Here is a 13,390-nt window from a genome sequence, read left to right as displayed (position 1 = left end):
CATCCTTTTTCCATACCATTGTTTATCAAATATTTAAATCGTAATTTTTTTGTTCACAATATCCAATATTATGGATTCTAAGGCCTGCGATTTTTCCAAAATAATTTGACCATCGGCTACCACTTTTGCCACAAATTCCTTGTCATTAAGGCTTGCAGAGTTGATTTTAACGTTCAAAAAAGCACCATAAACGCCAGATCGGGCAGCAATTGCTCCAACACCAGCATCGGTAACGGAGTTTGGATTGCCAAATTCGGCCATAGCCTTCATAACTTCCATTGACCCGTAGCAAAGCTGCATTACCTTGAATGGCACATCAATAGCATAGCGAGTAGCATTTTGGATTGCTTGCTTACGAGCCAACTTTTCATCCTCCGTTTTCTTGGGTAAGGAAAGCGCATCCATAATGCGGTTAAAGGCAACAGTATCCTCATCTACTAAGCTAAGCAGCTGATCCATATAGTATTTCCCTTTATCGGCCCAGTCAGAAAATTCTTCCCACCGCTCATCCCAACCTACCTTGTGCGAGGAGAGGTTGGCCACCATTGTTCCCAAAGCAGCACCCATCGCCCCCATATAGGCAGCTATGGATCCGCCACCAGGCGCTGGAGACTCCGATGCCGTTTCGTTGGCAAAGGCCACAAGGTCCATGTCAACCAACTTCTTTTTGGAACCCTCTATTATAAGGTACTCTATCACCTTCTTTTTCGAATCGAATGGATAAAGCTCATCCAACCCCATGGATTTAATAGCAATCTTTATAATCTCCTCATTGGAAATCCCGGTGGAGCGATGCTGCTTCTTTAAAAAATATTTTCCGGCATCCACAAGGGCACTCAACGGCACTACGCCAACTATTTCGGTTCCAGTAACCCTGATTCCGCGGTCTGCAGCTTTGCGGGAGACCTCCTCAAAGGCCAAGTGCAAGGGAGTTGTGGCGATATTGGTAATGTTCATTGAAACCTGAGCAATCCCGTATTCATCAATAAACCAGCCAATGGCCTTTGTCCCTGCCAAAGTGCCGGGAATCCAAACCTCCTGCCCTTGGTCGTTAAGCTTAATTTTACCAGTAAAAGGATTTCCCTCTCTTACAGGTCGACCCTTTTCCCTTACATCAAAAGCAATGGCGTTGGCACGCCGAGTGGAGGTGGTATTGAGGTTGAAGTTTACGGCAATGAGGAAGTTACGTGCACCAACAGCAATGGCACCCGTTTTAGCAACAAATTTAGATGGACCAAAATCGGGCTTCCACTCAGGCTTTGCTAACTTTTCGGCCAATCCCTCATACTCCCCTGAACGGCAGTAGGCTAGGTTCATTCGTTTCTCCATAAAGGCTGCATTCTCGTAGCAATACACCGGAAACTGGAGCTCTTCCCCGATACGCTTGGCTAACTTGTGCGCATACTCCACTGTTTCGTCCATAGTTATGTTAGCTACGGGGACCAATGGGCACACATCCGTGGCACCAAACCGAGGGTGAGCTCCCTTATGCTTGGTCATATCGATGAGTTCAGCGGCTTTTTTTACTGCTCGAAATGCAGCCTCAACAACCTCATCGGGTGTACCAACAAAGGTTACCACTGTGCGGTTGGTGGCTTGCCCAGGGTCAACGTCAATGAGCTTAACACCCTCCACCGCCTCTATTTCATTAGTAATCTGCTTAATGATGGTCATATCACGCCCCTCTGAAAAGTTAGGAACGCACTCAATCAACTTCCTTTCCATGTACGTTTATTGTTATTGGTTTGCAAAAACTTTTTTCAAAATGTCCGTCACTCTGGCGGCTGGGTCTTTCCGAATTGATTGCTCCTCCTTGGCAATGAGTTTGAATAGCCCATCTATAGCCCTTTCCGTAATGTACTCCTCCAAGTTAGGATTAACATGCTCGTTTCCAGAAAGAAAGGTCGTTTTATTGTATGCCGATACAAGTGGACTCCAATACTTCGTCACCTCTACCTTATTAATAGACTGCGCAACAATTGGCTTAAACTTCAGCTTCAGTTGGTCGTAAGTTTTATCGCGCAGATAGGATGTTGCTGCATTATCTCCCCCCTTTAGAATACCAAGGGCATCCTGTATGGTCATGTTTTGTATGGCCTGAATAAATATAGGAGCAGCACTCTTAGCCGCCACCTCAGCAGCCCTGTTGAGCGAAAGCACAAAGTCATTCACCTGCTTGGTCATTCCAATTTTCTCCAACGTATTCTTCACCTTAATGGCATCATCCGGAAATGGAATAAACAGCTGAGGGTTCTTATAAAAGCCATCAACCCTTGAAGCGATGTCGGACGAATGCTCAGCTCCAACTCGCAGTGCATCCTTCAACCCTTGGATGATTTCGTCGTTGGTTAGCGCAGCAGGCTTACTTGTAACGTTAGGCAATTGTGATAAAGGCAGCTGACTCAACTCAGCACATCCAGCCAGTGAAATGGCAATCAGAATTCCAACTATTCTTTTCATAAGGTGTAGGTTTTACTGTTTTTCTATCTGTTTGCCCCGAAGGAAAACCTTATCCACAAGCCTTGAAGTGTAGGCGTATGGCAAAAATTCTAACGTAGGAATAGGCTTAGTAATAAAGAAATTGGCAATTTTTCCTCGTGCAATACTTCCCACAACATCGCTAAGGTCCATAGCGTATGCTGAGTTGAGCGTAGTTGCATTTACAACCTCCTCGGGTGTCATTCGCATTTTGATGCACCCCAGCGACATCACAAACTTCATGTCTCCAGATGGTGACGATCCCGGATTATAATCGGAGGCCAAGGCAACTGGCAATCCAGCGTCAATCATTTTACGGGCAGGAGGGTATTTCATGCCCAAGAAGAAGGCTGCACCGGGAAGTAATGTTGGCATGGTTTCCGAGCCGAGCAGAGCGGCAATCTCCTTGTCACCAGTAAACTCAAGGTGATCGACCGAGAGAGCTCCATACTTTACACCAACCTGAATACCGCCAGAATTGGCGAGCTCGTTGGCATGAATTTTCCCTCGAAGTCCATGCTTCATAGCAGCCATTAGAATGCGTTCTGTTTCTTCAACGGTAAAAAAACCTTGATCACAGAACACATCCACAAAGTCGGCCAACTCTTCGGATGCAATAAGAGGTAGCATCTCGTTGATAATAAGATCGACATATTCTGTTTGCCGTCCTTTATACTCCGCCGGCACTGCATGCGCACCAAGAAAAGTGGATTTTACCAATATGGGAGAAGTCTCTCTTATTCGCTGGATGACCCTCAACATCTTCACCTCGTCCTCTACCGAAAGGCCATAGCCACTCTTTATCTCCACCGCACCTGTGCCCAAACTGATAATTTCACTAATGCGCTCCATGGCGTCCATGTAAAGTTCCTCCTCTCCCGTATTGTGCAACAGAGCTGCCGAATTCAGAATGCCCCCTCCCCGCTTAGCAATCTCCTCATAGGATAATCCACGTATTTTATCAACATACTCAATCTCGCGGCTTCCTGCATACACCAAGTGCGTATGAGAATCACAAAAGGAAGGCAACACCAATCTGCCGGTAGCGTCGATACCCTTTTCAATTTGTAAACCTTCGCTCCTTAGCTTATCCAGCTTGGCCATTGGCCCAAAGTCTTCAATATGCTCACCATTGAGTAGCAAAAAGGCATTATCGATGGATGGCAAAATGGCCATATCCTTTCCGGCAACAAGCATACGAGGCTGCTCCTCAACTTGCACCAATTTCTTAATGTTAAAAATCAACAACCTCATAACATTACGTATTTCTTATTGGTGACGAAAATAGCTAATTCATCGTTATCAATTGATGCTATATAGCAACCGTTTGCGGAAATGATTAGGGAAGGCGCTCCATGAGAGTAATTGAAGTGCGAAAGTTCAAGTTTAAGTGTAGTTTTTGAGTAGGATGTTCATGGAATAATTTTTATCAAAAACCTTCTGGACTTAGCAATTGTATCAGGTTAAACCAACACAGCACTCACCGCTCCGTTAATGTCTCAATTCTCCTCTCAGATCTTTTTAGTATTTCACGCCAAACGACCTTTACAACCTACCAAATTGGAGGCGGTTTTACTAACCTAGCCTCCCCAACATTTGGGGTAATGGTTTGAGAGCCATCCATTGCTCGAATTCCCTATAATAACTGGCTACGCTGGTTTGTGCCTCTTCTTTCAATGCTAATCGCTTTAGGCTTCATTTTACTAATACCAACAATCCACAAGGTTTTTGCAATGCAGCAAGAATAGTTAACATTGGGACCATCCATTGAGGGGTGGTATTTAACTTGAAAACCAATGGCAAAGAGTAGATTAGAATAACATATTCCTCAAGGTCAAACTACAAAAAAGCTTATCAGAAATAAATAGGGTGTAACGGGTATGGAGCAAGACAACTCAACTTTTAGCCACTCCATTGCAAAAGTTGAAATCTGCCAACTGATATTATCTTCAATATTGTTATCAATGTTGCGTCAACTGGTGACACACGCTGAATTCAAAAATAGAAATTGGATGATTTCATAGATGATATTTATCAATATTCATCTCCCGCCTTTTTCTAAGATTGGCCACAGCCATTGAACAATACAATCTTCATGGCTTCCAATGGTGCTAATTCAGCCTGTTGGCAAGCAAGTTGGAGGCTATTTCTTTAAAAAGATAATATACCTTTAGCCGCGAAATTGATCCAAGAATGTATGCCTAAATACGTTTCATGTCAAAGAAGTAAACTTAGGCCAAGAGTTAAACCATTTAGGCAACCGCTACTTTACATTCTATGGACTATTGCTGCAGCAACTCTTTCACAACCGACTAAAGCTCAGCAAGCAGATTCAACTTACAACCGGGTAAAAACTGGATGGACATTAGGTGCCCTTCCTATAATTGCCTACGATTCCGACCTTGGAGTTGAATATGGTGGGCTAGTCAACTTCTATTACTACGGTGATGGCAAAACCTATCCAAACTACCACCATAGTCTTTATGCGGAAGTCTCACACTACACTAAGGGTAACGATATAAAGCGACTTTTTTTCGACTCGCCTAACCTTTTGCCAGGTATAAGACTTACCTCCGACATGAGTTACAGTGTAAACAGAGCCACCGATTTTTTTGGATTCAATGGTGATGAGGCAATATACAAGCGTAATTGGACGACCAATGCTACCGGAAATCCTGACTATAAAACAAGTGCATTTTATGAATATTGCCGGAAAATCTCATATTTCTCCACAGACATTCAAGGCGACATAGTTGGACGAGTTTTCCGATGGGCAGCGGGGATATCCCTTTTCAACTTCACTACCGGCCCTGTTAATCTGCATCATTTAAACGAGAACAGTAATGGTTCTAGCCATCAGCCCCCCATACCAACTCTTTATGATCGATATGTTGAATGGGGAATTATTAAAGGCGATGAAAAACATGGTGGGTTCAATACCTATGCGAGAATTGGGGCCATTTACGATACCCGCGACAACGAGGCAAACCCTCAGCATGGCATTTGCAGTAAATTTATTTTAAACATAGCGCTTCCAGAATTCGGCAATGAACAGTATGAGCACGTCAACTTATCGATTACCCATGAGCAGTACTTTACTCTCATAAGGAACATGTTAACCTTTGCCTACCGCCTAGCCCTCCAAACCAAGTTGATGGGACACATCCCCTTTTACCTAAAACCTAACCTTGCCACACTATACTTGCGCAAACCATCCTTTGAAGGTTTGGGTGGCGCTCAAACACTTAGAGGAATTCTACGAAACCGCATCGTTGGGGATGGCGTTGCCTATGGAAACTTCGAACTTCGCTGGAAAGCAATAAGAACCATTATCTGGCGTCAAAACGTCTACATTGCTCTATCAGCATTCACCGATATGGGTCAGGTTATTCAAAAGGTAGTTTTCGATAGAGAAAATGCCATTCGAATTGCAACTCAGCAAGATCCAACCTTTAAGGCAAGTAACTTTTTTGCAGATACCAATGATCATCTCCATGTTTCATACGGTTGCGGATTACATATTGCCCTAAACGAAAATTTTATTTTTGGCATGGACTATGGACGAGCCACCTCACCGCAGGACGGGCTACAAGGAATATACAGCACCATGAGCTTCTTATTCTAGTTTCAGTTCTTTCCTATCTATTCTGAATAAAATAAGGTAATCGCTTATAATGAATACAGGCTGTCCCAAAGAATAATTTACAGAAAAAGATACTAAATTAAAAAAGGCATAGGATGTAGACCATTTCTTATTGCCTCTGCCATTGAGAAATACCGATATATTTCAATATAAAATTGTTATTTTAGACAAAAAAAAGATGCAAAAAACATCTAAATTACTTATGCTCATTGCCCTACTGGCAATTTCATGGAATACTGAAGCACAGGTGGCCGACTCTACCGTTGGACGCATAAAAACTGGATGGACCTTTGGTGCGCTACCAGTAATTGCTTACGATTCCGACCTTGGGCTGGAATACGGAGGTTTGGTAAACTTCTATTATTATGGCGATGGCACCACCTACCCCGTATACAGGCAAAGCATTTATGCCGAAGTTTCACGCTACACCAAGGGTAGCGGTATCAATCGACTTTTTTACGATTCAAAATATTTAATACCAGGGGTTCGGGTCACCGCCGACATGAGCTACCTCACCGATAAAGCTGCGGATTTTTATGGTTTTAATGGATACGAGGCTGCTTACAATCAGGCTTGGACCAATGATGCAGCGGGGAATCTTGATTACAAAACACGAGTATTCTACAAGTATGATCGCAAAATTGAACGCTTCTCCTCTGATTTTCAAGGAAAGTTAAGCGGCAAGAGGTGGCTTTGGGCTGCAGGCATTTCACTCTACAATTTCAAAACCGGACCAGTTAATGTCGACGAGTTGAACAAAGGCAAGAGCGAAGCAAATAAGCTACCCAATGTTCCCGGACTTTATGACAAATATGTGGATTGGGGCATCATAGGCCCCAACGAGAAGAATGGTGGATTCAACTCCTACATCAGGTTGGGTACCGTATTCGATTCGCGTGACAACGAGGCCAACCCAAGCACCGGAATGTGGAGCGAAGCAATTCTGAGCATTGCCCAACCCCTACTTGGGAATGACCACTACGAACACCTCAACATCTCGCTAGTTCATCGACAATACATCCCAATTATCAAAGGAAAGTTAACCTTCGCCTACCGATTGGCGGCGCAGCTGAAGCTGGCTGGCAGCATTCCATTTTACCTAAAACCCAACCTTGCCACGCTTTACCTAAGGAGGGCAACATCTGAGGGGCTTGGAGGTTCACAAACCCTGCGCGGCATTCTTCGCAACCGGGTGGTTGGCGATGGCGTGGCCTATGGGAATTTCGAGTTGCGGTGGAAGTTTCTAAATACCGTAGTATGGAAACAGAACCTTTACTTAGCACTTTCAGCCTTTACCGATATGGGTAGAGTGGTTCAAAAGGTTAAGTTTGATAAGGATAAAGCCATTGCCATTGCACAGGCAGAAGACCCAACCTTCAAGCCCGGGGACTACTTCCCTGATGTTAGCGAACGCCTACATGCATCATATGGAGGTGGGCTTCACATAGCCCTCAACGAAAACTTCATTTTGGCCATCGATTACGGCAAGGCAGTATCCAAAAAGGATGGGGATCAAGGACTCTACATTGCCCTGAACTTCCTCTTTTAAAAAAACTTTCTAAAACGAGGAAAGCGTTATTGCGGTGAAGTAGCCAAGATAATTACCAACGGCGTAGCCAACCAGACCGGCAACAATCCCCACTAACATTACCCGCTTATTATTAATGGCTGTGGCCATCATGGGTACAAAAGGAGGAGAACAGACTAAGGCGGTTGAAACTACCATGAGCGTATCGGCATCAACCTTAAAGATTTTGGCTAGAAGAAAATGTAGCAGTAGCGACCCAAAGACAACCAAGGTCATATATATAAAAAGGTGAGGCGTTATTCCCTTAAGTGCAGAAAGGCTTGCCATGGATGCTACTGCCACGCTGAAAACGAGTATAAAATACATGCCCAGCTCAAAGGTATAAGGAGTTGTTGACAAACGAGGAACAAAGGATCCCAACACCCCCAACGTTGTAATGATTAAAATAACCGCCACTACTTGCTGCCGATCGGGAAAAAGAAACGAAATGCCAACACCCACGGACAAAATGAGCAATGCTACTACAAACACCCGAAGTAGCGGGTAGATATTCTCGCGCCGGAAAATTCCCCAATAAGGATCGCTTCCAATGGCATCCTCCGTCTCTCGACCATTGGCTCCAACCTGAAATGGAACAAGAAACCGTCGAAATATGCGTTGCCCAAATGTCATTAAAAAAGCAAGGTAAACAGCCGATACAACCAAATCATAGGAGTGGGCAAGAATGTAAACATTGGGGTCAACGTTGAGCATAAGCTTTAGTGATGCAAGGTTTGGCGTTCCTCCGGTATATACACCAACCAGCAATCCAGCAACTTTCCATAGGTCTGGCATTCCTCCTGAACGCAATAAAAAGAAACCAAGAATCACGGCAATTAATACAGCAGCAATACCGGTGATTAAGGCGACTGCACCTTTGAATGCAAGCCCTTTTAATTGTCCTAGCTGTGCAGAAAAAAGCAATAGTGGTAAAGCCAGCGGCACGGTAACAGAGCTAACAGTGCTAGCGACGTTCACTAACCCGGTTGGCCCTACCCAAAAAACTCCAGCCAGTAGACCAACTATGTATGCCACAATAACTGCACCCAGCTTATTTAGAAATGGGATGCGGTGACATAAGTTCAGGATAATGATGGGAGCAATAAAATAGAAGAGAACAAGTAGAAAAGCATTCATTTGAAGCGAAATTATCTATTTGTCCTTGCGAGTTGAAAGAAGTTTTTGGAGGTCGTACATCTCATCACGAAAACGGGCAGCTTCAATAAAATTCAACTCCTTTGCGGCTGCCTCCATGTTTATCCGAACTTTTTCGATGGTTTTTTGCAGCTGGTCAGGCTTCATAAAAGCAATAACGGGATCAGCGGCCACGCTTATTTTCTCCGGCTCAACATAGGCCTTGCCCTTGAGTCCTGATGGCTTCATGCCGACAAACGTTGTCCCGATTCCCTTCACAATTTGCTGTGGTGTAATGCCCATCCTTTCATTGTAATCCAGCTGTTTCTCCCTGCGCTTATTGGTTCCATCAATGGTCAGTTGCATAGAATTAGTCACCTTGTCGGCATACATAATTACCTTGCCGTTAATGTTACGGGCTGCGCGCCCTGCCGTTTGCGTAAGCGACCGAGCCGATCGTAGAAACCCCTCCTTGTCGGCATCAAGAATTGCAACCAGCGAAACCTCCGGTAAATCGAGCCCCTCTCGAAGCAAGTTAACGCCAACCAGCACATCAAAAACACCCTTTCGCAAATTTTCCATTATCTCTACCCGATCAAGAGTATCGACATCGGAGTGAATATAGGCGCAGCGAATATCTAGCTTGGCAAGGTACTTGGTCAACTCCTCTGCCATCCGCTTGGTAAGTGTTGTAACCAGCACTCTTTCATTAAGGCCCACCACCTTGTGAATTTCTTCAACGAGGTTATCAATCTGGTTAAGGCTTGGCCTAACTTCAATAACAGGATCTAGCAACCCAGTTGGTCGAATAACCTGCTCTACAACAACGCCATTGCATCGGGCCAACTCATAGTCGGCAGGAGTGGCGCTTACAAATATAGTTTGGCCAACAACGGCTTCAAATTCGTCGAATTTCAATGGACGATTGTCCAGCGCGGCAGGTAAGCGAAAACCATATTCCACTAAGTTTTCCTTTCGGGAACGATCGCCACCATACATCGCCCTTACCTGAGGTAGGGTAACGTGGCTTTCGTCAATAACCATCAAAAAGTCAGCCGGAAAGTAGTCGAGCAGGCAAAATGGACGAGTTCCGGGCAACCGACCATCGAAGTAGCGCGAGTAGTTCTCTATACCAGAGCAATACCCCAACTCCTTAATCATCTCTAGATCGTATTCCACTCGTTGCTGCAACCGTTTCGCCTCAAAGGGCTTATCCAGTGACCGAAGATGCTCCACCTGCTTAACCATATCATCCTGAATTTGGCGAATTGCTTTATGCATGCGCTCCTTGGTGGTAACAAATATATTTGCTGGGTAAATTAAAACCTTGTCAAAATCGCCAATGGTTTGCCCTGAAATGGGGTCGAAGGACTGTATTGCCTCAATGTCATCACCCCAAAAGATAATGCGATAAGCCAAATCACCGTAAGCCAAGTATACATCAACCGTATCACCCTTAACCCGAAATGTTCCCCTCTTAAATTCCACCTCATTGCGAGAGTAAAGGCCATCGACAAGTAACCTCAAAAACTTGTTCCGCCCCATGCTGCTTCCAACAACCACCTCAACCGTATTGGCATGAAAATCCTCAGGGTTACCAATGCCATAAAGGCACGAGACCGAGGAGACTACAATAACATCGCGACGACCAGAAAGCAAGGAAGAGGTGGCACTAAGCCGAAGTTTCTCAATTTCTTCATTAATTGAGAGATCCTTTTCAATGTATGTATCCGAAACGGGCAGATATGCCTCCGGTTGATAGTAGTCGTAGTACGACACAAAATACTCCACCGCATTGTTGGGGAAAAAGGCTTTGAACTCAGCATAGAGCTGAGCAGCCAACGTTTTGTTATGGCTCAACACCAGCATTGGCCGATTAACTTGAGCAACAACGTTGGCAACAGTAAAAGTTTTTCCCGATCCCGTAACGCCCAAGAGGGTTTGGAACTTTTCTCCTTGCTGAAGTCCCGCCACTAGCTGTTCAATGGCCTCTGGTTGATCACCAGTTGGGATAAAGTCGGATACAATTTTGAACTCCACTATTTCGTAGCTTAATTACTCAACAATTGTGAAAAGTTAAAAACCTCAAACATCCAAAGCATTTCCTTTCACTTAACATGGAAGTTCGCCACCAAGCTGCCTCGCTATGTTACCAAAGCATGCAGCAAATGCAAAGAAAGTGAAAATGAGAGAATGGTCGCCAATAGAATGCCAAATTTAACCAGAATAATTGTGGTTACGACTACTGATTCCAAAGGAATCATATAGGTCAATGCTTAGAAGTCTATTGATAGTGCAATAAAAAATTTAAGATCGATGATTATAAGGATAAAGGATTAAGATTATTATTTCATGAAATGAAGACCACCGAGATTAATGCGTTAGTAACAGCAATCCATCAATTGGTGGAATAAATTTGACAAAGTGTCTGAAATGTTGTTAAATGTAAAGATTCACTTGTCAACTTATGGTAAAAGATCTTACCAAAAATTTATTAGTAGCGCTCATCTACCTTCTACTTGCTTTGCCAATTATGTTTTTTGGCCAGGTACAAGGAATTGCTTCGCCCATCTGGCCCGCCAGTGGTTTTGCAATGTTTGCCCTAATGCGGTATGGCTACAAGATTCTTCCAGGCATCTTTTTCGGTGCAGTTGCTAGCAGCTACGGCATGGCCATGTCGTCAGAAATCACACCATCAATTCTGCTTAGCATATTTTCAATTATTTCTGGGGTGGGTAATGTTTTAGAAGTTTTCATTGTTATTCAAATTCTGGGCAAGGGGGACTATAATTCCATTCTAACAAATACATCTAGAACGTTCCGCTTTCTTGGAGCAGCCCTTGCAGGAACCTTGGTTTCAGCTATTTTAGGCACATTTTATATCCCTTTCACGGAACATGCCAATGTCCTCAACTTCTCATTCGAATTAACCACATGGTGGTTTGGAAACTTTATAAGCATAATTATTATTGTGCCAATCCTCCTCACCATTAAAGAGTTGATCTCAATACGATTATCTTTCACTCAACGCTTAGAACTTTCAGGATACCTGCTTACCATTGTCATTGTTGAACTCATTCTCAAAAACAATTTGACTTCGGCAGCATTCTACAATTCGCTCATTTTCATTTCCATTCCGGTAATGCTTTGGATATCGTCGCGCTACCCAAAACAACTAGTTTTTTTAGGGATTTTCACATTTTGGCTACTATCAACCTATAGCGGAATTAAAGATGCTCCTCCTTTCAATATTGCCTCCCCTATTTTACGATTTCTAGCAATTCAGCAATTCCAACTTGTACTTGCAAGCACAATCCTAATAGTAACTACTACCCTCGATGAGCGCAAGCAGGCTTTCAAAAAGTTGGACGAAGGCTACCGATCCATTGAGCTGAAAATAAAAGAGAGAACAAGCGAACTCGAAAATGCCAACCAACTGTTAACTCAAGAGTTCTCAATTAGAGAAGCTATGGAGGCTCAGCTTACAGAAAAAGAGGAAGTTCTGAAGCAAACCCAGCAACTTGCACGAATTGGCAGCTGGGATTATATAGTAGATACCAACACCATTCACTGGTCCGAAGAAACCTATAGAATTCTAGACCTCCCTTCGCAGAAAGACATAACACAAATTGAGGATTTGCGTATGGTTCCGGGCGACTACCGCATATCCATATTTAAGTCGCTACTGAACCAGAGTCTAGACCACGGAAAAAGTATTCAGGAGTTAATATCCCTTAAGACCACATCTGGCCGCCACAAAACAGTTTTACTCAAGTTTCTCCCCATTCAACAGAATGGAGTAACCGTACGGGTTAGAGGAATAATCCAGGATATGACCGACCTTCTTGAAAAGGAACGCGAGTTGCGCGAAAGTGAAGAGAAATATCGCTTCCTTTTTTCAGCCAATATTGATTCAGTAGTTATGTTCGACCTCGACAAGCTTGAAATAACGGAGGTGAACGAATCCTTTACTGACTTATATGGCTACAGTAAAGATGAAATTATTGGTAAATCTTACACCATCTTAACGGCTGAGGAGGAGAAGACTGCACTCCAGATCCGCCACGCCATCGACGAAGGCTTTGCGCGCGAGTCCATACGGCTGCATCGAAAAAAGAATGGTGAAACAATTTATGCAGAAACTGCCCTCTCCTCATTTTTGGTTAAAGGCAGAAAAATTTGCTATGCTATCTCGCACGATATCACTCAACGAGTTAAAGCGGAACAACAGCTATCTGATCGGGAGAATCGATTTAGGAGTTTCTTTGAGTCAAACTTAGTTGGATTTGCAGAAATTTCAATTAGTGGCGAATGGCTAACATTCAACAATAAACTCTGTGAAATACTGGGAAGAGACCCCATACAATTAAAGGGATCAACTTGGATGGAAATCACACAGGAAGTTGATGTTGAAACTGAAAACAAACTCGTCCACAAAATCCTTACCAGACAAATTGAAAACTACTCGCTTGAAAAGCAATTCATACGACCCGATGGATCCCTTACCAATACAAGAGTATGGATGTCACCTATACGCACCACGAGAGGCAACCTGCGTTCATAAGATC

Annotated in this window: 8 protein-coding genes; 3 read left to right on the top strand and 5 right to left on the bottom strand. The window is 43.7% G+C overall.

What is annotated here, in order from left to right:
- Positions 1-33: 33 nt before the first annotated feature.
- From ftcD to hutI, 3 genes are read right to left on the bottom strand one after another with little or no spacing between them, the layout of a single operon-like run.
- The gene (gene ftcD, locus VMW01_09835) at positions 34-1,725 is read right to left on the bottom strand and encodes a glutamate formimidoyltransferase (protein ID HUW06552.1); all 1,692 of its coding nucleotides are present in this window, start codon (positions 1,723-1,725) and stop codon (positions 34-36) included.
- A gap of 12 nt (positions 1,726-1,737) precedes the next feature.
- A complete protein-coding gene (locus VMW01_09830; protein ID HUW06551.1) occupies positions 1,738-2,460 on the bottom strand; it encodes a DUF4197 domain-containing protein in 723 nt (240 codons plus the stop codon).
- Positions 2,461-2,472: 12 nt separating this feature from the next.
- Positions 2,473-3,732: an imidazolonepropionase gene (hutI, locus tag VMW01_09825; protein HUW06550.1), complete on the bottom strand. Its 1,260-nt coding sequence runs from the start codon at positions 3,730-3,732 to the stop codon at positions 2,473-2,475.
- Between the two features lie 943 nt (positions 3,733-4,675).
- Here hutI and VMW01_09820 point away from each other — a divergent pair.
- Both VMW01_09820 and VMW01_09815 read left to right on the top strand, forming a co-directional pair.
- On the top strand, positions 4,676-6,103 hold the full coding sequence (locus VMW01_09820; protein HUW06549.1) for a BamA/TamA family outer membrane protein: 1,428 nt from the start codon (positions 4,676-4,678) through the stop codon (positions 6,101-6,103).
- Between the two features lie 196 nt (positions 6,104-6,299).
- Positions 6,300-7,670, top strand: a complete 1,371-nt coding sequence (locus VMW01_09815) for a BamA/TamA family outer membrane protein (GenBank protein ID HUW06548.1) — start codon at positions 6,300-6,302, stop codon at positions 7,668-7,670.
- A gap of 9 nt (positions 7,671-7,679) precedes the next feature.
- Here the strand turns inward: VMW01_09815 and VMW01_09810 are convergent, their stop codons facing one another.
- Positions 7,680-8,825 carry a DUF819 family protein gene (locus tag VMW01_09810; protein ID HUW06547.1) on the bottom strand — a complete coding sequence of 382 codons (1,146 nt, stop codon included), beginning with the start codon at positions 8,823-8,825 and terminating at the stop codon, positions 7,680-7,682.
- 15 nt (positions 8,826-8,840) lie between these two features.
- Complete coding sequence (uvrB, locus tag VMW01_09805; protein ID HUW06546.1) at positions 8,841-10,862, bottom strand: excinuclease ABC subunit UvrB; 2,022 nt, start codon at positions 10,860-10,862, stop codon at positions 8,841-8,843.
- Between the two features lie 427 nt (positions 10,863-11,289).
- Here uvrB and VMW01_09800 point away from each other — a divergent pair, with 427 nt between their 5' ends.
- Positions 11,290-13,386: a PAS domain S-box protein gene (locus VMW01_09800; GenBank protein ID HUW06545.1), complete on the top strand. Its 2,097-nt coding sequence runs from the start codon at positions 11,290-11,292 to the stop codon at positions 13,384-13,386.
- Positions 13,387-13,390 lie beyond the last annotated feature (4 nt).

This window comes from Williamwhitmania sp., from assembly GCA_035529935.1.
In the GTDB taxonomy this organism is placed as follows: Bacteria; Bacteroidota; Bacteroidia; order Bacteroidales; family Williamwhitmaniaceae; genus Williamwhitmania.
The sequence above is the reverse complement of the archived record's forward strand: the minus strand, read 5'-3'. Positions and strand labels throughout refer to the sequence as shown.

What these genes read in the sequence shown, in the direction of transcription:
- ftcD (HUW06552.1), bottom strand. Translation starts at nt 1,725, where the DNA reads ATGGAAAGGAAGTTGATTGAGTGCGTTCCTAACTTTTCAGAGGGGCGT.
- VMW01_09830 (HUW06551.1), bottom strand. Translation starts at nt 2,460, where the DNA reads ATGAAAAGAATAGTTGGAATTCTGATTGCCATTTCACTGGCTGGATGT.
- hutI (HUW06550.1), bottom strand. Translation starts at nt 3,732, where the DNA reads ATGAGGTTGTTGATTTTTAACATTAAGAAATTGGTGCAAGTTGAGGAG.
- VMW01_09820 (HUW06549.1), top strand. Translation starts at nt 4,676, where the DNA reads ATGCCTAAATACGTTTCATGTCAAAGAAGTAAACTTAGGCCAAGAGTT.
- VMW01_09815 (HUW06548.1), top strand. Translation starts at nt 6,300, where the DNA reads ATGCAAAAAACATCTAAATTACTTATGCTCATTGCCCTACTGGCAATT.
- VMW01_09810 (HUW06547.1), bottom strand. Translation starts at nt 8,825, where the DNA reads ATGAATGCTTTTCTACTTGTTCTCTTCTATTTTATTGCTCCCATCATT.
- VMW01_09800 (HUW06545.1), top strand. Translation starts at nt 11,290, where the DNA reads ATGGTAAAAGATCTTACCAAAAATTTATTAGTAGCGCTCATCTACCTT.